The organism is Phenylobacterium sp., from assembly GCF_046463815.1.
In the GTDB taxonomy this organism is placed as follows: Bacteria; Pseudomonadota; Alphaproteobacteria; order Caulobacterales; family Caulobacteraceae; genus Phenylobacterium.
Genome location: NZ_JBKBRO010000028.1, coordinates 28,755 through 48,428, shown reverse-complemented (window position 1 = coordinate 48,428; position 19,674 = coordinate 28,755). Strand labels below are relative to the sequence as shown.

Annotated in this window: 21 protein-coding genes and 1 pseudogene; 15 read left to right on the top strand and 7 right to left on the bottom strand. The window is 68.0% G+C overall.

All coding sequences use genetic code 11. The annotated features are described in order from the left end of the window. Positions 1-106, top strand: a pseudogene (locus ACK4TT_RS16775) (IS5/IS1182 family transposase); the annotation flags it as partial. Positions 107-115: 9 nt separating this feature from the next. On the opposite strand, the gene ACK4TT_RS16770 reads toward ACK4TT_RS16775, so the two are convergent. Beyond that, positions 116-1,090: an NUDIX hydrolase gene (locus tag ACK4TT_RS16770; protein ID WP_410213459.1), complete on the bottom strand. Its 975-nt coding sequence runs from the start codon at positions 1,088-1,090 to the stop codon at positions 116-118. Next, complete coding sequence (locus ACK4TT_RS16765) at positions 1,087-1,731, bottom strand: YfbR-like 5'-deoxynucleotidase (protein ID WP_410213458.1); 645 nt, start codon at positions 1,729-1,731, stop codon at positions 1,087-1,089. Before ACK4TT_RS16765 ends, ACK4TT_RS16770 begins: the two co-directional genes overlap by 4 nt. Before the next feature lie 110 nt (positions 1,732-1,841). Between ACK4TT_RS16765 and ACK4TT_RS16760 the strand changes: the two genes are divergently transcribed. After that, the gene (locus ACK4TT_RS16760) at positions 1,842-2,654 is read left to right on the top strand and encodes a universal stress protein (protein WP_410213457.1); all 813 of its coding nucleotides are present in this window, start codon (positions 1,842-1,844) and stop codon (positions 2,652-2,654) included. 19 nt (positions 2,655-2,673) lie between these two features. Next, the gene (locus tag ACK4TT_RS16755) at positions 2,674-3,048 is read left to right on the top strand and encodes a hypothetical protein (RefSeq protein ID WP_410213456.1); all 375 of its coding nucleotides are present in this window, start codon (positions 2,674-2,676) and stop codon (positions 3,046-3,048) included. A 25-nt stretch (positions 3,049-3,073) separates the two neighbouring features. On the opposite strand, the gene ACK4TT_RS16750 is transcribed toward ACK4TT_RS16755, so the two are convergent. From ACK4TT_RS16750 to ACK4TT_RS16735, 4 genes are all read right to left on the bottom strand, one after another. Then, positions 3,074-3,865: a hypothetical protein gene (locus ACK4TT_RS16750; protein ID WP_410213455.1), complete on the bottom strand. Its 792-nt coding sequence runs from the start codon at positions 3,863-3,865 to the stop codon at positions 3,074-3,076. Between the two features lie 84 nt (positions 3,866-3,949). Continuing rightward, positions 3,950-4,816, bottom strand: a complete 867-nt coding sequence (locus ACK4TT_RS16745) for an AAA family ATPase (RefSeq protein WP_410213454.1) — start codon at positions 4,814-4,816, stop codon at positions 3,950-3,952. Positions 4,817-4,936: 120 nt separating this feature from the next. Beyond that, positions 4,937-5,470, bottom strand: coding sequence for a hypothetical protein (locus tag ACK4TT_RS16740; RefSeq protein ID WP_410213453.1), 534 nt, complete (start codon positions 5,468-5,470; stop codon positions 4,937-4,939). Between the two features lie 61 nt (positions 5,471-5,531). Continuing rightward, complete coding sequence (locus tag ACK4TT_RS16735) at positions 5,532-7,265, bottom strand: tetratricopeptide repeat protein (RefSeq protein ID WP_410213452.1); 1,734 nt, start codon at positions 7,263-7,265, stop codon at positions 5,532-5,534. 197 nt (positions 7,266-7,462) lie between these two features. On the opposite strand from ACK4TT_RS16735, the gene flbT reads away from it, so the two are divergent. The 12 genes from flbT (at position 7,463) to ACK4TT_RS16675 (ending at position 19,175) form a co-directional block, all read left to right on the top strand. Continuing rightward, a complete protein-coding gene (gene flbT / locus ACK4TT_RS16730; RefSeq protein WP_410213451.1) occupies positions 7,463-7,888 on the top strand; it encodes a flagellar biosynthesis repressor FlbT in 426 nt (141 codons plus the stop codon). Further along, a complete protein-coding gene (gene flaF, locus ACK4TT_RS16725; RefSeq protein WP_410213450.1) occupies positions 7,848-8,216 on the top strand; it encodes a flagellar biosynthesis regulator FlaF in 369 nt (122 codons plus the stop codon). The genes flbT and flaF overlap by 41 nt, the downstream gene beginning before the upstream one ends. Positions 8,217-8,494: 278 nt before the next feature. Next, a complete protein-coding gene (locus ACK4TT_RS16720) occupies positions 8,495-9,325 on the top strand; it encodes a flagellin (RefSeq protein WP_410213449.1) in 831 nt (276 codons plus the stop codon). 284 nt (positions 9,326-9,609) lie between these two features. Beyond that, a complete protein-coding gene (locus ACK4TT_RS16715; RefSeq protein ID WP_410213448.1) occupies positions 9,610-10,437 on the top strand; it encodes a flagellin in 828 nt (275 codons plus the stop codon). 118 nt (positions 10,438-10,555) lie between these two features. After that, positions 10,556-10,846, top strand: coding sequence for a hypothetical protein (locus tag ACK4TT_RS16710; protein ID WP_410213447.1), 291 nt, complete (start codon positions 10,556-10,558; stop codon positions 10,844-10,846). Positions 10,847-11,013: 167 nt separating this feature from the next. After that, positions 11,014-11,850 (top strand): flagellin, encoded by an 837-nt coding sequence (locus tag ACK4TT_RS16705; protein WP_409640591.1) that lies wholly within the window; start codon positions 11,014-11,016, stop codon positions 11,848-11,850. 131 nt (positions 11,851-11,981) lie between these two features. Continuing rightward, on the top strand, positions 11,982-14,792 hold the full coding sequence (locus ACK4TT_RS16700; protein ID WP_410213446.1) for a hypothetical protein: 2,811 nt from the start codon (positions 11,982-11,984) through the stop codon (positions 14,790-14,792). A 41-nt stretch (positions 14,793-14,833) separates the two neighbouring features. Beyond that, a complete protein-coding gene (locus tag ACK4TT_RS16695) occupies positions 14,834-15,511 on the top strand; it encodes a hypothetical protein (protein ID WP_409640597.1) in 678 nt (225 codons plus the stop codon). A gap of 32 nt (positions 15,512-15,543) precedes the next feature. Beyond that, a complete protein-coding gene (locus tag ACK4TT_RS16690; protein ID WP_409640600.1) occupies positions 15,544-15,933 on the top strand; it encodes a hypothetical protein in 390 nt (129 codons plus the stop codon). A gap of 136 nt (positions 15,934-16,069) precedes the next feature. After that, positions 16,070-16,546, top strand: coding sequence for a single-stranded DNA-binding protein (gene ssb / locus ACK4TT_RS16685; RefSeq protein WP_409640603.1), 477 nt, complete (start codon positions 16,070-16,072; stop codon positions 16,544-16,546). Between the two features lie 692 nt (positions 16,547-17,238). Continuing rightward, a complete protein-coding gene (ltrA, locus tag ACK4TT_RS16680; RefSeq protein WP_410213445.1) occupies positions 17,239-18,477 on the top strand; it encodes a group II intron reverse transcriptase/maturase in 1,239 nt (412 codons plus the stop codon). 191 nt (positions 18,478-18,668) lie between these two features. Further along, complete coding sequence (locus ACK4TT_RS16675) at positions 18,669-19,175, top strand: DUF6790 family protein (RefSeq protein WP_409640606.1); 507 nt, start codon at positions 18,669-18,671, stop codon at positions 19,173-19,175. 2 nt (positions 19,176-19,177) lie between these two features. On the opposite strand, the gene ACK4TT_RS16670 is transcribed toward ACK4TT_RS16675, so the two are convergent. Beyond that, positions 19,178-19,633: a DUF3617 domain-containing protein gene (locus tag ACK4TT_RS16670; RefSeq protein WP_409640609.1), complete on the bottom strand. Its 456-nt coding sequence runs from the start codon at positions 19,631-19,633 to the stop codon at positions 19,178-19,180. Positions 19,634-19,674: the final 41 nt, after the last annotated feature.

The window sequence follows — 19,674 nt, the reverse complement described above, 5'->3', positions numbered from 1 at the left end:
CTGCCGCCTCAAGGACTTCCGACGCATCGCCACCCGCTACGACAAGCTCGCCTGCACCTACGCCGCAGCCGTCTGCCTCGCCGCCATCGTCATCTGGTGGTTATGAGTCTGGACCCTAGTCGCGCAGCAGCGGCAGGCTGAGACCCGAGACGGGGCGGGCGTCCAACACCTCGCGGCGGAAGCGGAACAGCTCCGCGGGCCGGCCGCCCGTTTCGGCGTCCAGGCGTCCCAGGCCCTCCACCAGCTCGGCGCGTTCGAGGGCGCGGCGGAAGTTCTGCTTGTGCAGCGGCACGCCCGCGAGGGCTTCCACCGTCCGCTGGAGCGCCGAGAGCGTGAAGGCCTCGGGCATCAGCTCGAAGACGACGGGGCGGTACTTGAGCTTGCCGCGCAGGCGGCCGAGCGCGGTGGCGAGGATGCGCCGGTGGTCCGAGATCATGGGCTCGCCCAGGGCGGCCTTCAGGACGTCGGGCTGCTCGGCCGGCGGCTCGTCCCGGTCGCGGGCGGCCTCGTGGACCAGGCCGGCCTCGTAGAGCAGCTCGTAGCGTTCGAGCACCCGTTCCTCGTTCCACGGGGCCTGGTCCAGGGCGAACAGCAGGCGGGCGCGGGCGAGCCGCGCGGGCTGGCCGTCGGCCCAGGCGCGCAGGGCCGTCTCGATGGGGGCGAGCGCGGGCGGGCGCCCGGCGCGCCAGTCCTCCCAGGGGAAGAAGCGGGCCCAGGGGCGCCAGGCGCTGCCGGGGAAGTGCGTGTCGACGGCCGCCGGGGCGAGCGCCAGATAGCCCACCGAGATCACCCGCGCCCCGCCGACTCTCGGCCTTTCACCCGTCAGGCCCACGTCGGCCAGGGGGGCGTCGCGGCCCTTGTCGCCGAAGGTGTAGAGCTGCTCGACATAGCCCAGGTTGAACCGCGTCTGCTCGGTCACGAAGGCCCGGAGCGCCAGCTCGAAGGTGCGGTGGCCGTCCGGGTCGAAGGGGCCGAAGGGCAGGCCCGCGAAGTCCGCCCCGCCGGTCTTGTGGCGCACGGTCAGCACCACGGCCTCGCCGTCCCGGATCGCCACCACCACTGCCGAGAGGCCGATGACGAGCATGGTCATTCCGTCGAGAAGGCCTGGGCCGTCGGCCGGTAGCCGGCGGCCTCGGACAGCACCTCGAAGCGGTGCAGGTAGCGCGCCTGGGCCTCGGACGGGGCCTGGGGCTCGATCTTCAGGCTGTAGCCGGCGGGCGGGGCGCCGAAGAAGTCAAGGGCCTCGGCGTGGTTGAAGCCGGCGAGCTGAGTCGCCTCGAAGAAGGCGCACGCGCGATCAGCCTGCTTGATCAGCTTCTTGATGAGGGCCGGCGTCTTGGCCGGGAGGCCGAAGCGGACGTGGATGGCCGTCTCCAGCCGCTCCTCGAAGAGCTTGTAGTCCACGCCCAGCGCCGCCTTGAACGGGCTGATCATGTCGCCGATCACGTACTCGGAGGCGTCGTGCAGCAGGGCGGCCAGGCGCCAGCGCGGCTCGATGTCGGGTCGGATGTGGGCGACGATCTCCTCGACCACGACCGAGTGCTGGGCCACGGAGAAGGCGTGCTCGCCGACCGTCTGGCCGTTCCACCGGGCCACGCGGGCGAGGCCGTGGGCGATGTCCTCGATCTCGATGTCGAGCGGGGAGGGATCGAGCAGGTCGAGGCGGCGGCCCGACAGCATCCGCTGCCACGCCCTCGGCGTCTCCCTGGCGCGACGCAGCCCTTTCCTCACCGGCGCATTCCCTCCACAGTCACAGGCGTGAACTGGCCCAGGACCTGCGAAAGATCAATGCAGGCGCAGGCTCCCAGGGTCCAGACGCAAGGGTGGATGAGGAACGAAGAATGAGCTGGGCCAGGATCATGGCGCCTCTGTCGGGCGGTCCGGGCGATCGCGCGGCCGTGGCGGCGGCCGTGATGCTCGCCGAACCCTTCGGGGCCGAGGTGGCGGGCGTCTACACGCCGGCCGACGTGGCCGACGTCATGCCGTGGATGGGCGAGGGGTTCCTGGGCGGCGTCCAGACGACCGCTCTCGAGTCGCTCAAGGAGGCCGCCGCCGCCGGCGAGAAGAGCGCCCGGGCGGCGCTGGAGGCCTCGCCCTACGGCAAGAAGCAGTTCATCGCGCTCCAGACGCCGGTCTGGGCCGGGCTTTCGGCCGAGAGCCGCCTGTCCGACGTGGTGGTGTTCGGCAACGACCCGGCACGCGGCCGCGGCCCCCTGGCCGAGGCGTTCCAGCAGATGGTCGCCGACGAGCAGCGGCCGGTCCTGGTGGCTCGGGAAGGCCTCAAGGTCGGCGGCGTGGCGGCCGTGGCCTGGGACGGCGGCAAGGAGGCCTCGCGCGCCGCGCGCCTGGCCCTGCCGCTGCTGGAGAAGGCCTCGCGCGTCGTCATCTTGGCCGCGCCGAAGGCCAGTTCTCGCACCTTCGATCCCGCCCGGCTCCAGGCCTACTACGCCGCCCGCGGGGTCAAGGCCGAACTCAACGTGCTGGCGGACAGCGGCGACGCCGCGCCCGCCCTGCTGCACGCCGTCAGCGCCGCCGGCGCCGACATCCTGGTGGCCGGCGCGTTCGGCCATCCCCGGCTTCAGGAATTCATCTTCGGAGGGACCACCCGGACCCTCTTGAATTCCGACCAGCCATCGCTGTTTCTGTCTCACTGATACTTCTGGAGGTGACCCTATGTCCCTGTCGCGCATCGTCATGCGGCTTGCCCGCAACCCAGGCACGGAATTCGCCGGGGGCGACGACCATCGCGGCTATGCCCTGACGGCCCCGCTCACGCCGGACGGGCTGCTGGACGAGGCCGCCTATTCGAAGAGCCGGGACGCCTGCACCGTGCGGCGGTTCTCGCCCGACGAGGACCCCGTGGACGGCCGCCTCGCGCGCAAGGGCCAGCGCTGGTTCTTCGACTACGACGAGGGCGACGCCGCCGACGACGAGCCGGTCTACCGCCTGGGCGAGCACCGCTTCACGGTCGGCGAGTACGTCACCGTGACGGACGAGGACGGCCGCCCGCTGACCTACAAGGTCGTGGAGGTCCAGCCCGCGGGCTGAGCGTCCTGGCGGGCCTGCGGGGTCGTCAGACCCCGCCGTTCAGCCGCACCAGCCGCTTCACGTCGCCATAGACGCCGTCGCCGTCCTCGATGTGCTCCTTGGAGCGGATGACGGCCACGGTCAGCGGCCCCGTCTTGGGGCCGGCGGCCTCGTAGCCCACGAAGCGGTCGCCTTCCGAGTGGCTGAGATAGGTCGCCCGGATCCCGCGCTTCTCGGTCGACAGGGCCTCGCCCTTCAGGCGCACCGACCGGCGGATCCGGATCTCGGCCTCTTCGCCGTTGGCGTCGATGTGCAGCGGGCCGATCTGCACTCGCGCGGAGTCGTTGGCGTCGTCCGCTTCGATGTGGATGCCGGGCAGGTTGACCCGTGTGGCGCCCTTGTCGTCGACGATCACGCCCCGCGACCCATCGACGCCGACGTCGCTTTCCGACTCGGCGTCCCCGACATCCCCCTGGACGGCGTCCTTGGCGGCCTGATCGGCGGCCCTGGCGGCGTCGGAGGCGGCCTGGGGCGAGGGCTTGGTGTCGATCTTGGGCGCATTGGCCGCGGCGGCCTCCGCCTCGGCCGAAAGCCGGCTCTCGAGCTCGTCGAGGGTGGCGTAGGCGCTGCCGCGCACGGGCAGCAGCTGAAGGGTGACCTCGGCGCCCTCGGCGGTCGAATAGACGCAGCTCCGGCCGTCCGCGGCCGCGGATACACGGGTCAGGTCACCTTGCTTCGCAGGGCAGTCCAGGGACGCACGGGGCGGCGGCGCGCGACCGCAGGCGGCGAGGCTGAACGCGATGCCGGAGGCGGCGACGAGGAGAAGCGTTGGCTTCATGGCGGAAAGGGCTCCAGTCGTTCGCGTCGGAAACTGGCCGGAGCCCTTTCAAAAGGCGAGTGAATTCGCCGTAACCGCTCGGGCCTATTGACCGGGCCGGGCCGCCCCTTCCCGGCGCGCCAGGAAGGCCAGGCGCTCGAAGAGGTGGACGTCCTGCTCGTTCTTGAGCAGGGCGCCGTGCAGGGGCGGGATCAGCTTGGTCGGGTCCTTTTCCGCCAGGGCCGCCGCGTCGATGTCCTCGACCATGAGCAGCTTGAGCCAGTCGAGCAGTTCGGACGTCGAGGGCTTCTTCTTCAGCCCCGGGACCTTGCGCATGTCATAGAAGATGCGCAGCGCCTCGCCGACCAGCTTCTGCTTGATGCCCGGATAGTGGACCTCGACGATCTCCTGCATCGTCTCGGCGTCGGGAAAGCGGATGTAGTGGAAGAAGCAGCGGCGCAGGAAGGCGTCGGGCAGCTCCTTCTCGTTGTTGGAGGTGATGATGACGATCGGCCGGACCGCCGCCTTCACCGTCTCATTGGTCTCGTAGACGTAGAACTCCATCCGATCGAGCTCCTGCAGGAGGTCGTTCGGGAACTCGATGTCGGCCTTGTCGATCTCGTCGATCAGCAGCACGGGGCGCTGGGGGCTCTCGAACGCCTCCCAGAGCTTGCCCTTCTTGATGTAGTTCCTGACGTCCTTGACCCGCTCGTCGCCGAGCTGGCTGTCGCGCAGGCGGCTGACGGCGTCGTACTCGTAGAGGCCCTGGATGGCCTTGGTGGTCGACTTGATGTGCCAGGTGATCAGCGGCGCGCCCAGCGCCTCGGCGATCTCGTAGGCCAGGACCGTCTTGCCGGTGCCGGGCTCGCCCTTGATGAGGAGCGGGCGCTCCAGGGCGATGGCGGCGTTGACCGCGACCTTCAGGTCGTCGGTGGCGACGTAGTTCTCGGTCCCTTCGAAACGCTGGCTCATTCGGCTCCCCGGGCGGGCAGGACCCGCATTCGAACAGTTGTTTGTCTGAGGCAACCTATAGGGCGCGGCGCGACATTCAAGCGGGTTCCATCGTCGCGGACGTAAGGGAACCCGGTCGGATCAGTCGTCGGGCTTGGCGCGGGTCTGGCCGTCGCGGTCTTCCGCGTAGCCCATGTTCTTCAGGTCGTCGTCCGACAGGTCGCGGGACTGGAAGTCGGTGAAGTCGTCCTCGCCGCCCTCGGCCTCGTCCGCGTCGCGCACCTCGTCGAGCCCTTCGATCTCGCTGCGCAGGATGCGATGGTCGTCGAACCCGTCATCGGCCCCCAGGCCGTCGAGGTCGTCCTCGCGCTCCTCGGTGGCGGCGCGGTAGTCGCGCTCGTCGTCCTCCTCGAAGTCGCCGTCGCCCACGGCGTCGGGATCGAATTCGTCGGCGTCGAGGGCCAGGGCCTCGTCGTCGTCGCGGTCGCCGACGCGCTGGGTGAGGTCCTCGACGTCGGGCAGTTCCTCGGGCGTGCGCATGTCCTCGCCGACGTCCAGCGGGGAGTCCCCGCCCAGCGGCGAGTCGCCTTCGCCGCCCGCCGTCATGCTCTCGTCGAAGGCTTCGGCCTGATCCTGGGGATCGAAGTCGGCGTCGGAATCGAACCGGCCGGACATGACGGAATCTCCTCGCATCGGAGGCGGCTATCGCCCCCTGGAGGGAAACCCCTGGAGCCCCCTAGCGTTCCGCCAGCGCCTCGGCGACCTCGGCCATGACGCCGCTCCAGTCGCCGTATGCGCGGGGTGCGAAGACGCGCGCCTGGGGATACCAGGGATACCGGTCCACCTCGCCCAGGCGCGGCCAGGCGCCCGGCGTGGTGATCAGCCAGGCGGGCGCGCCGCAGGCCCCGGCCAGGTTGAAGGTCGCGTTGGAGAAGCCCAGCACCAGGTCCATGGCGCAGCAGAGCGCGGCCACGTCGTCCAGGTCCTGTTTCAGGTCGATGCCCGGCGGCGACCAGATCTCCACGCCGAGCTCGCGCTTCACATAGGCGAGTTCCTCGGCGCAATCGCCGTACTGGAGGTTGACGAAGGTGACGCCCGGCGTGGCCAGCACCGGCGACCATCGGTCGAAGGGAGAGAAGTGCCGGTGGCGGGCGTTCTGGGTCGATCCGCTCTTCCACAGGAGACCCACCTTGCGGCCGGCGGGCGCCTCCTTCAGCACTTCGCGCCAATGGGCGACCCGCGCCGGATCGGCGGTCAGGAAGCCCGCTCGGGCGGGGAACGCGTCAATGCTGCGCCGGAACTCCCGGCAGAGGGAGGCGAGGGGAGTCCAGAGGTCAACCGGCGGCTCTCCTGCCATGAACGGCGCGCCGCGGATGCTGCGGCCGTGCGTCTGGCCGGTGGCATGGGCGCCGACCTTCGCCCGAGGGAAGCTGCGCTGGAACAGCGGGACGAGCCGGGGCTCGACCGCGATCGCCAGGCGCCCGTCGGGTCCGAGCGCGTCCAGCACGTCCGGGAGCATGTTGGCGAAGAGCACTTCATCGCCCAGACCCTGCTCGCCGAAGACCAGCAGCGACTTGCCCGCGAGCGAGACGCCGGGCGCCCAACGGGGCGCGTCGATCAGGAACTGCAGAGTATCGGCGAACTGCGGATGCAGGCGCGCCTCGTAGGCCTCCCAGCCGTCGGCCAGCCGCCCCATGCCGATCAGGGTGGTGGCGCGCGCAAGCTGCATCATCACGCGCTCGTCTTCGGCGTCGACACCCTTCAGCGCCGCCTCGCAGCAGGCGAGCGCGCCGTCGAGGTCGCCCAGGACCGCCTTCATGTTGCCGAGGTTGTAGCGGGCCTTGTGGAAGCTGGGATCGAGGCGCAGCGCCTCGGTGAAGAAGATCTCGGCGTTGACGGCGTCGCCCTGTTCCGCGACGGCGGCGGCCAGGGAGTTCCAGTAGGCCGCCACGCCGGGCGCCTTCTGGATCGCCTGGCGCATCAGTTCGATCGTCTCGGCGCACCGACCCTGCGCGCGCAGCGCCGCGCCCAGGTTGTTGACGCCATCCACGTGATCCGGCCGGGCTTCGAGGAAGCGGTGGAAGAACTTTTCGGCGATCTCCGGCATCCCCATGCGCATGGCGAGTCGACCGATGTCGTGAGCGATGTCGACATTGTCGGGCATCAGCGCGAGCGCGGCCTCATAGGCCTTGAGCGACGAGACGAAGTCGCCGGCGCGCTCCCGGGCGATCGCGAGCAGGCACCAGCCGTAGCCGTTGCGCTCGTCCTGCTCGAGCGCCTTGATGGCCCAATCCGCGCCGCCCTGGGCGTCGTTGGCCTGCAGCGCGTCCACGGCCTTGCGGATGAACGGCTGGGCGGCGGTCGCCTTCAATTGAGGGACGGCGGCCATGAGGCGCGCGAGCGCGTCTGCCTGCGCGGCGCGCGGCGGCGCGGCCGCCGAGGAGCGATGGGACCTGGCCTTTGCCGACATGGAGGACTCCCGAGAAGACCCCTACGTCGCCGCATCATGCTTAACCGCGGTTTAAGCGGCCAGGCGGGTGCAACTTCGGCAAGAGCCCGTTAACGGCTGCGCCTTAAGCCTTGAGGTGCGCTGGGCCCTGCGGAAGGCGACAATGGGTCAATCGAATCGCAACGGCGGTTCATGGGCGTCGAGATCGGGGGGCGGATTTGCCGCTTAAGCTGTCGCTAAGGCCAGGGGAGAAGTTCGTCCTCAACGGCGCGGTCGTCCAGAACGGCGACCGGCGGGCCGTCCTGATCCTGCAGAACAAGGCCTCGGTCCTTCGCGAGAAGGACATCATGCAGTCCGAGGACGTGAACACGCCGGCGCGGCGGATCTACTTCCCCGTGATGATGATGTACCTCGATGAGGCCGGCGCCGACCGCTACTACGACGAGTTCGTGCGGCGTATGGGCGAGTTCATGGGGGTGATCGTCAATCCCGAGGTGCTCGCCGAATGTGTGAACATCTCCCGGCTCTGCATGACGCGCGAGTACTACAAGGCGCTGATGCTCTGCCGGAAGCTCATCGAGTACGAAGACGAGAGGTTGGGCAATGTCCCTTCAGGCCTATCAGCAGGCGGCGACGCGGGCTGAGAGCCCGCGCGAGATGGAATACCGTCTGTTCGCGCAGGTCACGCGCGCGCTGATGGAGGCGGCCGCGTGCCCGCCCGACGACCTGCGGGGCCGGATCGACGCGCTCGACTGGAACCGCCGGATGTGGGCGGTCTTCGGGTCCGAGTGCCAGAATCCCGCCAACCAGCTACCGGTCCAACTGCGGGCCTCGATCATCTCGCTCAGCATCTGGGTCTCCAAGCACACCAGCCTGGTGATCCGGAAGCAGGAGGAGATCGAGCCGCTGATCGAAGTGAACCGCATGATCATGCAGGGGCTGGCCGGCAACGGGCAGGCCGCCGCCGCCTGACGCGCGGCATACAAGGCGCTCTACAACGGCCGCGGGGTTCCGCGGCTATTTTTTTCTGCCCACTCGACTGGCCGGGCAGGTTCTGCCGAGCGGCAGGTTTGGCTAATGGTCCGGCGGCCCAGGGGCGAGCGGGCGGTCAAATAGTTCAACGAAAACAGAATTCAGGTCGCGCTTGTCTTGGTTAAGCGTTGGCCCGCTGCTTGCGTGGACCCTGACGAGCGAAAAATCGCTCGCCGGCAAAAGCCGGACGCATACCTCCAGAATGGAAGGGTCTCACGATGCCGATGAACTCGGTCAACACCAACACGGGCGCGATGATCGCGCTCCAGAACCTCAACTCGACCAACGCGGAGCTCTCCACAACCCAGACCAGGATCAACACGGGCAAGCGGATCGCTTCGGCGAAGGACAACGGCTCGATCTGGGCTATCGCCCAGAACCAACGGGCCAACTCCCAATCGCTGAACTCGGTCAAGGAGTCGCTGCAACGTTCGCAGTCGACCGTGGACGTGGCCATCTCGGCCGGCGAGACCGTCTCGGACCTGCTCCTTCAGATGAAGGAAAAGGCCCTGGCGGCTTCGGACACCTCGCTCGACGCCAACAGCCGGACCGCCCTGCGCGATGACTTCACCGCGCTGCGCGACCAGCTGACGAAGGCCGTGAACAATGCCGAATTCAACGGCATCAACATGGTCAAGAGCGGCGGCACGACCATCGCAGCCTTGGCGAACGCCAACGGCGACCAGAAGATCACCGTCGCGGCTCAGGACCTGTCCCTGGGCGGTGGCAAGGTGCTCCTCACGGCCGCTGCGACGTTCTCCACGGCCACGCAGGCGGCGAACCTGATCACCACGATCAACAACTCGATCGCCAACGTCTCCAGCGCTCTGTCGAGCCTGGGCACCGGTTCGAAGTCGCTCGGGTCGCACCTGGACTTCGTCTCGAAGCTTCAGGATTCGATCGACGCCGGTGTCGGCAACCTGGTGGACGCCGACCTCGCGAAGGAAAGCGCCAAGCTCCAGTCGCTGCAGACCAAGCAGCAACTGGGCGTCCAGGCGCTCTCGATCGCGAACCAGTCGTCGTCGATCCTGCTGGGCCTGTTCCGCTAAGTCGTTATCCCCGGGCGGGCCTCGGTCCGCCCGGGTGACCTTTCGGGGCGCTCGGCGAGATTTGCCGACCCGCGCCCGGCAAATGTTGCCCAGCGCCGCCCTGGATCGGCAAGAATTGCTGAGCGCGAGCATGCCTAACGCACATATAATGCATATTTTTCAATAGCTTGTCGATGGATTCGGCGTCAGACTGCTTTGGCCCCTCACTTGCTGCCTAGGCCTTTGGGCAAAACGCCTGCGGCTGCCAGAACGGCGGTCGGTTCCTTGAGAAGAAGGACCTAGTGATGCCGAATAGCGTCAATACCAATGTCGGCGCGATGATCGCGCTGCAGAACCTCAATCAGACCAACAACGAGCTGATGACCACGCAGGCCCGCATCAACACGGGCAAGCGGATCGCTTCGGCGAAGGACAACGGCGCCATCTGGGCCATCGCCCAGAACCAACGGGCCAACTCCCAATCGCTGAACTCGGTCAAGGAGTCGCTGCAACGTTCGCAGTCGACCGTGGACGTGGCCATCTCGGCCGGCGAGACCGTCTCTGACCTGCTCCTTCAGATGAAGGAAAAGGCCCTGGCGGCTTCGGACACCTCGCTCGACTCCAACAGCCGTACAGCCCTGAAGGATGACTTCGAGGCCCTGCGCAACCAGCTGACCAAGGCCGTGAACAATGCCGAATTCAACGGCATCAACATGGTCAAGAGCGGCGGCACGACCATCGCGGCCCTGGCGAACGCCAACGGCGACCAGAAGATCACCGTCGCGGCTCAGGATCTGTCGCTGGGCGGCGCGGCGGTCAGCTTGACCGCGGGGGCGACGTTCTCCACGGCCACGCAGGCGGCGAACCTGATCACCACGATCAACAACTCTATCGCCGGCGTGTCGAGCGCCCTGTCGAGCCTGGGTACGGGTTCGAAGTCGCTCGCGTCGCACCTGGACTTCGTCTCGAAGCTCCAGGACTCGATCGACGCCGGTGTCGGCAACCTGGTGGACGCCGACCTCGCCAAGGAAAGCGCCAGGCTCCAGTCGCTGCAGACCAAGCAGCAGCTGGGCGTCCAGGCGCTCTCGATCGCGAACCAATCCTCGTCGATCCTGCTGGGCCTGTTCCGTTAAGGCCCGTGAAGCCGCGGGGCTCTAGCGCCTCGCGGCCAGTACGCGGCGGCGGGCAGGGCGACCTGCCCGCCGTACGCGCCAAGACCGGAGCGCTGCTCGCCAGACAGCGACAGGAGACATGCAAAGCAAGGTTGCGGCGTTCGCAGCCACGCCGGATTCGACGTTCGGACAGCCCCCCCAGTCCTCGAGCTCGCCCGCGGGCGCAGCCGCCAAGGGGGCGCCGGTCACCCCGGAGCCGGTCGATCTGCGACTGATCATCGAAGAGGATCAAGCCAGCGGAAGCTACGTCTACAAGACCGTCAATCGCCGGACGGGAGAGGTCGTCCTCCAGCTGCCCAGGGCCGAGGTCCTGCGGATGAGGGAAGAGGCCGACTACGAGGCCGGCTCGGTGATCCGCACCAAGGCCTGATCCCAAGCGCTCGCCTCGCGAGCCGGAAACCTGATGACCGCCCCGGGACCGCCGGCGGCGGCGCTCGGCGTTTGCGCCGTTAACCCTCTGCTCACCACGTTTTCCCTAGCCTGGACGCACGGGCAGGTCGCGAGTCGCGACGGCCCGCCCCGAGGTGGAGAGGCGTCATGGCGATCAGCGTGCATACGAACAAGTCGGCCCTGGTGGCGCTGCAGAACCTCAACAAGACGAACGACGAGCTCGGCCAAGTCCAGAACCGGATCAATACCGGCCTGCGCATTTCCAACGCCAAGGACAACGCGGCGATCTGGGCCATCGCCCAGGGCCAGCGGGCCGACATCGGGGCGCTGGGCGCCGTCCGCATGAGCCTGGAACGGGCGCACTCGATCGCCGAGGTCTCGATGACGGCCGGCGAATCGGTCTCGGATCTGCTGGTGCAGTTGAAGGAGAAGGTCGTCGCGGCGATGGACACCTCGCTCGACGCGACATCCCGCACGGCCCTCGACTCGGACTTCAAGTCGATCCTGCGCCAGATCTCGCAGGTGGTGGACAACGCTGAGTTCGACGGCGCCAACCTGCTGGACGGCTCGCTGGGGGCCAACATCCAGTTCCTGGCCAACGCCGACGCCAACGCCAAGATCACGCTGTCGAGCCAGAACCTGAGTCTGGGCGGGGCGATCATCACGATCACGGCCAACGCGGCGATCACCACGGTGACGCTGGCCTCCAACATCCTGACCCAGCTCAACACCGCGATCTCGAGCGTCAACCAGGCGCTCGGCGACCTGGGCTCGCAGAGCAAGCAGATCGACGCCCACCTGGACTTCGTCTCCAAGCTCACCGACGTGCTGGAAGGCGGCGTCGGCAACCTGGTGGACGCCGACCTGGCCAAGGAGAGCGCGCGCCTGCAGGCGCTGCAGGTGCAGCAGCAGTTGGGCACCCAGGCGCTTTCGATCGCCAATGCGGCGCCGCAGGTGATCCTGCAGCTCTTCCGCGGCGGCTAAGACTTTCCGTTGGGGCGTAGGGGAGGGCCTGGCGGCGGCGTCGACCAGGCCTTTCTTTTCGGGTCTTAACGCCCTGGCGACCTTGATCGTCTAAGCGACAGGGGCGGATATCGCTCCGCGGGCAAGGGCCGATGGTCACGTCGATCAACACGAACCTGCTGTTGAGCCTCTACCAGTCCCAACTGGGGAGCACGGGTTTGACGGCGGCCGCGGGGACGTCCACGGCGTCGACCAAGTACGCGCCGACGGCGCCCTGGAGCTCGGGCGGCCAGGCGCCCGACGCCTCGGAAGCCATCAAGTCGGCCCTGCTCGGACGCAAGTTCATCGACGAGAACGCGGCCAAGCTCGACCTGCAGGGCGCCAGCGCCGACTACAAGAAGCTCTTCGCGCTCTACCAGGGCCTCTCGACGCTGTCGGGCCTCGCCGAGCGCATGCAGAAGAAGGGCGTCACCAGCGTCGAGAAGGCCCAGATCGAACGGGCCTTCGCCCGCGGCATGCAGGAGGTCGAAACCTATGTCGGCAAGGCGGCCTTCGAAGGGCTGCGGCTGACCCAGGGACAGGCGGTGGAACGGACGAAATCGACCGCGCCGATTCCGCGGCCCAAGACCGAGTACGTCACCCAGCCGATCTTCACGGGCACGAGCGCGGAGGCGGTCCCGGCCTTCCAGGGCGACGTCAAATTCAACATAAAGATCAAGCGCGCCGGCGTGAATCATGACGTGGCGATCGACCTCGCGGGCATGGGGTCGCAGACGCGTTCGATGGCCAACGTCGTCACCTACATCAACGACCAGCTCGCCGCGGCCGGCGTGGACACCCGCCTGGCCACACAGCGGATTCCGGGCAAGCCGAAGACGATCGAGTCCGGCGGCAAGACGATCACCTTGTCGAACACGCCGGGGCCGGACCAGTGGGCCCTGAAGGTCAAGACCTCGGTGGGCGAGACCGTGACCTTCGACGCGCCCAGCACGGCCGGCGCGGTCTATGTGGTGCAGACGGCCGGCGATCCCGATCCCGACGGTAAGGCCTCGACCAAGGACGGCGTGCTGCAGCAGCAGCTCATGAAGTTCCAGACCGACACGACCAGCGTGGACTCGCCCCCCCAGCCCGACGGCGAGACGTACTGGGTGGACGGCCGGGCGTTCTCCCGGACCATGGGCCCCGAAGTGAAGGCGGTCCGGGCGAGCCAGGTGGGACCGGACGGCTCGGTCTACATGCTGGCCGACATCACCAGCAAGACGGCGGGGCAGGAGATTCGGGGAGACCAGGACGTCGCGCTGCTGAAGTACGACGCGGCCGGCAACCTCGTCTATTCCCGCACCCTGGGCGCGGCGAACGAGGCGAGCGGACTGGCGCTGGCCGTGTCCGCCGACGGGAAGGTCGCCATCGCGGGCGCGGTGAAGGGCGTGCTGAACGGCGTCACCGATGGGCCGACGAACTCGGGGGCGACCGGAACCTACGCCGGCCAGTCCGACAGCTTCGTGACCCTGTTCAACGCCGACGGCGAGGAGCTGTGGACGGCGCGCCGGGGCGCGCGACAGGATGATGAGGCGACCCAGGTCTCCTTCGCGGCCGACGGCACGGTCCTCGTGGCCGGCCGTGCGAGGTCGACCATGCCGGGGACCAGCGCCATCGGCGACTGGGACAGCTACCTGGAGGGCTTCAAGCCCGACCTCGAGAAGACCGCCCAGGACCCCGCGGGCAAGGTGAAGACCCTTTTCACCCAGAGCTTCGGCACCACCGGTTCGGACCAGCCGGTCGGCATGGTGGTGGACGGGAACTCCGTCGTCACCGCCACCATCGAGGAGGGCCGGGCGGTGCTTCGCCGCTTCGACATTTCCGGGGGGACCCCGGTGCTTACGGCCACCCGCGACCTTGGCGACCTGCAAGGGGGCGGCATCGCGGGCCTCGCCCTCGACGGCGGCCAGATCGTCATCGCGGGGTACACCACCAACGCATCCCTGTCGGCGGGCGCGGTGAGCCGGGCGCATGCGGGGGGGACCGACGCCTTCGCCGCGCGTCTGTCCGCCGACCTGACCCCCGCGGCGGGGGACCGCATCGCCTATTACGGCGGCGCGGGGGACGACAAGGCCACCTCGCTGGCCGTGTCGGGCGGCCAGGTCTGGATCGCCGGGGCCGCCGGGACGGACCTGCCGGGCCACCCCGACGCGGTGGGCAAGAAGGACGGCTTCCTCGCCCGGCTGGACGTGGACGCCGGCGCCGTCGACTGGTCGCGGCGCTTCACCGGCAAGGACGGGCAGGCCGCGCCGACCTCGATCGCCATCGACCCGAATGGCGCCAGCGTGCTGGACCGCCTGGGGCTTCCCAAGGGAACCCTCGCGGCCAAGGATTCTCCCCTGATCACCGCGCAGACGAGCCTGCGCGCCGGCGACCAGTTCCAGGTCCGGGCCGGTACGGGCCGCTGGCAGACCGTCACCATCGATGCGAACGAGACCATCGACACGCTCGCCCAGAAGATCCGCCGGGCGGCGGGCTTCCAGGCCAACGTCAAGGTTTCGTCCAGCGGCAATTCGCGGGTGCTCACCATCACGCCGCAGACGGATCGCGCCGTCATCGAGTTCAGCGCCGGCAAGGCCGACAAGGACGCCCTGGAGTTCCTGGGCATCCCGGCGGGCGTCGTGCGGGCGACGGACTCGAAGGGCGGCAAGACCGTATCCGGGGACGGCAAGCCGACGTTCTACGGCCTGGGCCTGGAGAGCGGGCTGAGCCTGAAGAACGAGACCGAGATCTCCCACGCCCTGGCCAACCTGGCCAAGGCGCAAGGGGTGATCCGCAGCGCCTATCGCGCGCTGGTGGACGCCGCGACGCCCGACGATCCCCTGGCCAACGCCCAGATCACCGGGGGCAAGGCGCCGGCGTACCTGCAGAACCAGATCGCCAACTACCAGGCCGCCCTGGCGCGTCTCGGGGGCGGAAGCTAGCCGCGCTTGAAAGGCGCTGCGCCGCAGTCTAGCGAGGCGCCATGGACCAGCCGACGCACGACCAACCGCCGAGGGATCGCCGGACGCTGCTGTTGATCGGCGGCGCCGCCGTGGCCTTGCTGGCGGGTGTGACCATCGCCTGGCTGCTGCTCGCGGGCGGGCGCCGCGAGCGGTCCGCGCCGCCGCCGGCTTCCCAGGCGGGGCTCATCATCGAAAGCGGCCCGGCGGACGGCAAGATCGATCCGGCCAAGCCCCTGCGCTGCTTCGTGGCCGGCCAGTTCGTGGGCGAGCTTACCCTGACCGAATGCGCCCGGCGCAACGGCGTGGCCACGGATTCGCTGGACGTGGGCCTGGACGAGACGGGCGCGCTCGCCGCCTCGCAGCAGGCCGGCATGATGCTCACGCCGCTGCCGCCGGAGGAGGCCGCCGCGCCCGCCGTGACCGAGCCCGCGCCCGAGCCGCCTGCGGCGGCGACGGGGACCTGCTGGCGGCACGCCGGCGGCCAATGGCGCCGGCTGGCGGACGACACCGGCCTGGACGCCTGCGTGCAGAGCCTGTTCGCGGGCCGCTGCGAGCGGCCGGGCCAGGCCTCGTACGGCCGCTGGGGACAGCAGACGCTGCGGCTGGTCACCGGCCGTGTCGAGATCTCGTCGGACAACCAGGTCTTCCGCACCCTGGCCGCCCAGGGCCCCAACTGCAGCCTGCCGACGGCCGGGTGACGGCGGGCTCCCCCGCTGATAGGGTCTTACGCATGTACGCCAAGCCGATCCTCCTGGCCGCCGTCGCCGTCCTGGCGCTCACCGCCTGCGCCAAACGGACCAAGCCCCCGGGTGACGCCGGGGTCTGCTACCACGTCGTCCCGCAGAAGGACGGCACGCTGAAGTACAACAAGCTCGTGAACACGCCGAACCTGGAGACCTGCGCCGCCAATCTCGAGGCGATGCGGATCAAGTTCCTCCGGCTGGGCGGCACGCAGAGCGAGATCTACGGCGCCTACCAGTCCAACTTCCTGTTCCTGGTGAAGGAGGGGGTGATGACCTCCACCTCGCTGGAAGGACCCCGCTACGTGGCCTTGGTCCGCACCGGCGATGGCCGGCTGGCGATCCCGGGGGCCATGCCGCAAGAGGCTCCTCAGCGATAGCTGTGGACGGTGCGGAACATAACTGGAACATCTGCTTGCTGAGTTGCTAACGCCGCGCTAGCGTGCGCGCGCCGGCGTGGCCCGGCGGGACGATTGGGCCGCAGGCCCGCAACCACGGAAAGCTCAGGACATCGACATGGCGGGCAGCGTCAACAAGGTCATTCTGGTGGGGAATCTCGGGGCCGATCCCGAAATCCGCAGCCTCAATTCGGGCGACCGCGTCGCCAACCTCCGCATCGCGACGTCCGAGACCTGGCGCGACCGCTCGACGGGCGAGCGCAAGGAAAAGACCGAGTGGCACCGGGTGGTGATCTTCAACGAGAACCTCGTGAAGGTGGCGGAGAACTATCTGCGCAAGGGCTCCACGGTCTACATCGAGGGCTCGCTGCAGACGCGCAAGTGGACCGACCAGTCGGGCCAGGAGAAGTATTCCACCGAGATCGTGCTGCAGAAGTTCCGTGGTGAGCTCACCATGCTGGGCGGCCGTGGCGGCGACGCCGAGCAGGGCGAGGGCGGCGGCTACGGCGGCGGCTTCTCCTCGGGCCCGCGCGCCCAGAGCTCGGGCCCCCGCGAGGACTTCTCGGCCGACCTGGACGACGAGATCCCGTTCTGAGTGGTTCGATTTTCGGCGGTCTCCCTTCGGGGAGGCCGCCGGAAGCTGCTCAGATCCTAGCAGGTGAGAGTCCTGCCACAGTAGGAGGTTAGTTGACTGTGTAGCTATGGCGTACGCGTCGAGGGTGACCGGAACGCGGGAACAACGCCGGACAAAGGTGGCCCCCGACCCAGACCGTGGGCGCCCGCAAACATGCAGCCCGTAACGCAAGTGAACGTCCGTAAGCCTCGTAAATTTCAGCCGTGCGGCCATGCTGGGAGAGCACGGTGTAGGGTGGTTCCGTCGAGCCTTTAGAACGGGGGCGAAGACCAGTGAGCGCCGGTGGATGAACTAACCACGTGAAGCCAGCGCTGGAACTCGGGGTATAGGCGATGGGATGCATGGATAGGACTGAGCGGAACGAACGAGACCTTACTCCATCGCGGTCTAACCCGCCGCGTAACTGACGGTATAAGGCAACCACCGAAATCCGGAGGGACGTGGGGCTAAGGAGTCGGAGGAGGCCATAGTACTGCTGATGGTCAGGACAACATAACCTGGCCGGAGGGAAGGGCCTCTGCTTCTGCCACGAGTACCGACGTAAGAGGCACTGTGTGATTGCGAAAGCTCAAAACACACCAATAGAAAAGGTGCGAGTACTACAGCGGACTCTATACCGAGCAGCCAAGGCGAATCCGACGCGCAAGTTCGGAGTGCTTTATGACAAGGTCTGCCAGGAAGATGTCCTCTGGCTCGCCTACAGGCAGGTCAAGGCCAATGGCGGCGCTTCTGGCGTCGACCACCAAACCTTCGAGCATATCGAAGGGAAGATCGGGCTCGACCGATTCCTGAGCGAGCTGCAGGGCAGGCTTCGCGCGAAGCGCTATCGACCCCAACCGGTCCGACGGGTCTACATCCCGAAGGCCGACGGATCGAAGCGCCCGCTCGGCATTCCGGTCATCGAAGATCGTGTGGTGCAGGCGGCAGTGAAGATCGTCATCGAACCTCTGTTCGAGGCCGACTTCAAAGATTTCTCCTATGGGTTCCGGCCTCGCAAGAGCGCCCATCACGCCCTGCGGGAAATCTACAAGTGGATCAACTTCGGTTGCGTCCACGTCGTCGATGCGGACCTCAAGTCGTACTTCGACACGATTCCGCACGACAAACTGCTGCTGTCCGTGCGGTCGCGGGTCATCGACCGGTCGGTTGTAAAGCTGATCGGCCTGTGGCTCACGGCCGGGGTCATGGAGGACATGCAGGTCCGGAAGGAAACGACCGGAACGCCGCAGGGCGGGGTGATCTCGCCCCTGCTGGCGAACCTCTACCTCCACTGGCTGGACCGCCACTGGGAGAGGAAGGCGCTCGGCAAGCGTCCTCACGATGCTCACATCGTGAGATATGCCGACGACTTCGTCATCCTGTGCAGCCGAGCGCCCGAGCGCTATCTGGACGAGGCCCGTAAGGTCCTCGACCGGCTGGGGCTCACGCTCAACGCCCAGAAGACCCGGATCGTGGACGTCCGGCGCGAGCCGTTCGACTTCCTCGGCCACCGCTTTGCGGTGCAGCCGTCGAAGCGCACCGGCGAGTTGAAGACGTACTACTACCCGGCTCCCAAGGCGATGGCGTCGGTCAAAAAGAAGATCCGCGAAGTTGTCCGTGTCGGCCAGCATCGCGATCTCCCCGTCCTGATCAAGGAGCAGGTCAATCCTATCCTGCGAGGCTGGGGAAACTACTTCAAGACCGGCAACTCTCGAATGCACTTCAAGAGCATCGCCAACTACACGACCTACACGCTCTGCATCATGCTGCGGAAGAAGCACAAGAAGCGGACTAAGGGGTGGAGGGACCACCCGCCGTCCTGGTTCTACGACTTCCACGGGCTCTTCAGGCTCAACAGCCTGGTGGTCACGGGGGAGGACACCAGTCGGTACGCCCGCCTTGTCGCGCCGTAACGCTGCCGGACGAAGGCAGTCGGAAAGCCGTGTGCGGGAAAACCGCATGCACGGTTTGACGAGAGGTCACTGTGGAGATGACTTCAAATCAGGGACCTACTCTACAGCCCGCGCGTTCCAGAGCTTGGCTACGGTCCGCGGCGCAGGTTAACCCTGGCGGCGTCACAGACGCTGAGCCGGGGGGCGCGCCGATGGAAGACCTGATCCGTTTCGTTCTGTCCAACTTCACCCTCAGCCTGTTCGTGCTGGGGCTGGCCGCTTCGGGCCTCGCCCTAGCGGCGGGACCCAGGCCGCTGACGCGGGCGAGGACGGTCGAGGCGCTGTTCGCCTGGTTCCTGCTCTTCTCGGTCGGGATCAGCTTCCTCTACAACTTCGTCATGCACGTCTTCTTCAGCGAGATGGCGGCGGCGTTCATCGGCTGGACGACGAGCCCGTTCCAGAAGGAGGTCGGGTTCGCGAGCCTGGGGTTCTCGATGCTGGGCTTCCTGGCGTTCCGGGGCGGGTTCCAGATGCGGCTGGCGGCCATCGTCGGGATCGCCTGCTTCCTCTGGGGCGCGGCGGCCGGGCACGTGGTCCAGATGGTCGAGGCCCACAACTTCGCGCCGGGCAACGCGGGCGCGATCTTCTACACCGACATCCTGCTGCCGCTGCTGGGCTTCGCGTTCCTGGCGATGCAGCGCAAGTTCGGGCGGGCCTGAAGCTAGTTCCCGTCCGACGCGCTGGCGTCTTCGGGGGCCGGGCAGACGTCGCCAATGCGCCGGGCCTCGGTGGAGGCGCGACCGGAGATGTCGAGGCCGAGGAACTCGGTGGCGATGTCGGCGGTCAGGGTGAAGCTGGTCGGCGTATAGGCGCCCGAGCCCTGGACGGCGACCTTGCGGCCCTTCTTGCTGACGCAGGTTCCCTTCAGGCTGATCCGGCCGTTCTCGATGATCTTGTGGGGATAGGTGCAGGCGTAGTGGCGGTTCGAGGGACCGGCCATGAACTTGTCCACGTCGGCCGGCGTGATGCAGCGCCGCTCGGTCTTGGTCTGCCTGATCGGCGACAGCAGCTTGTTGGTGGATTCCCAGTAGCCCGGCTGGATCGGCGGGGCGGCGGCCAGCGCCGCGGCGGGCGCGGCGGCGGCGAGGATCACGAGGGCGGCGGTGAGGCGTTTCATGCGGCTGCGTGGCTTGGGGACGGGATTCGGCGGCAAGATGG

Excerpts from the sequence above, each read along its gene's own strand:
- ACK4TT_RS16770 (WP_410213459.1), bottom strand. The coding sequence starts at position 1,090 with ATGACCATGCTCGTCATCGGCCTCTCGGCAGTGGTGGTGGCGATCCGG.
- ACK4TT_RS16760 (WP_410213457.1), top strand. The coding sequence starts at position 1,842 with ATGAGCTGGGCCAGGATCATGGCGCCTCTGTCGGGCGGTCCGGGCGAT.
- ACK4TT_RS16755 (WP_410213456.1), top strand. The coding sequence starts at position 2,674 with ATGTCCCTGTCGCGCATCGTCATGCGGCTTGCCCGCAACCCAGGCACG.
- ACK4TT_RS16750 (WP_410213455.1), bottom strand. The coding sequence starts at position 3,865 with ATGAAGCCAACGCTTCTCCTCGTCGCCGCCTCCGGCATCGCGTTCAGC.
- ACK4TT_RS16745 (WP_410213454.1), bottom strand. The coding sequence starts at position 4,816 with ATGAGCCAGCGTTTCGAAGGGACCGAGAACTACGTCGCCACCGACGAC.
- ACK4TT_RS16740 (WP_410213453.1), bottom strand. The coding sequence starts at position 5,470 with ATGTCCGGCCGGTTCGATTCCGACGCCGACTTCGATCCCCAGGATCAG.
- ACK4TT_RS16735 (WP_410213452.1), bottom strand. The coding sequence starts at position 7,265 with ATGTCGGCAAAGGCCAGGTCCCATCGCTCCTCGGCGGCCGCGCCGCCG.
- flaF (WP_410213450.1), top strand. The coding sequence starts at position 7,848 with ATGTCCCTTCAGGCCTATCAGCAGGCGGCGACGCGGGCTGAGAGCCCG.
- ACK4TT_RS16720 (WP_410213449.1), top strand. The coding sequence starts at position 8,495 with ATGCCGATGAACTCGGTCAACACCAACACGGGCGCGATGATCGCGCTC.
- ACK4TT_RS16715 (WP_410213448.1), top strand. The coding sequence starts at position 9,610 with ATGCCGAATAGCGTCAATACCAATGTCGGCGCGATGATCGCGCTGCAG.
- ACK4TT_RS16710 (WP_410213447.1), top strand. The coding sequence starts at position 10,556 with ATGCAAAGCAAGGTTGCGGCGTTCGCAGCCACGCCGGATTCGACGTTC.
- ACK4TT_RS16705 (WP_409640591.1), top strand. The coding sequence starts at position 11,014 with ATGGCGATCAGCGTGCATACGAACAAGTCGGCCCTGGTGGCGCTGCAG.
- ACK4TT_RS16700 (WP_410213446.1), top strand. The coding sequence starts at position 11,982 with ATGGTCACGTCGATCAACACGAACCTGCTGTTGAGCCTCTACCAGTCC.
- ACK4TT_RS16695 (WP_409640597.1), top strand. The coding sequence starts at position 14,834 with ATGGACCAGCCGACGCACGACCAACCGCCGAGGGATCGCCGGACGCTG.
- ACK4TT_RS16690 (WP_409640600.1), top strand. The coding sequence starts at position 15,544 with ATGTACGCCAAGCCGATCCTCCTGGCCGCCGTCGCCGTCCTGGCGCTC.
- ssb (WP_409640603.1), top strand. The coding sequence starts at position 16,070 with ATGGCGGGCAGCGTCAACAAGGTCATTCTGGTGGGGAATCTCGGGGCC.
- ACK4TT_RS16675 (WP_409640606.1), top strand. The coding sequence starts at position 18,669 with ATGGAAGACCTGATCCGTTTCGTTCTGTCCAACTTCACCCTCAGCCTG.
- ACK4TT_RS16670 (WP_409640609.1), bottom strand. The coding sequence starts at position 19,633 with ATGAAACGCCTCACCGCCGCCCTCGTGATCCTCGCCGCCGCCGCGCCC.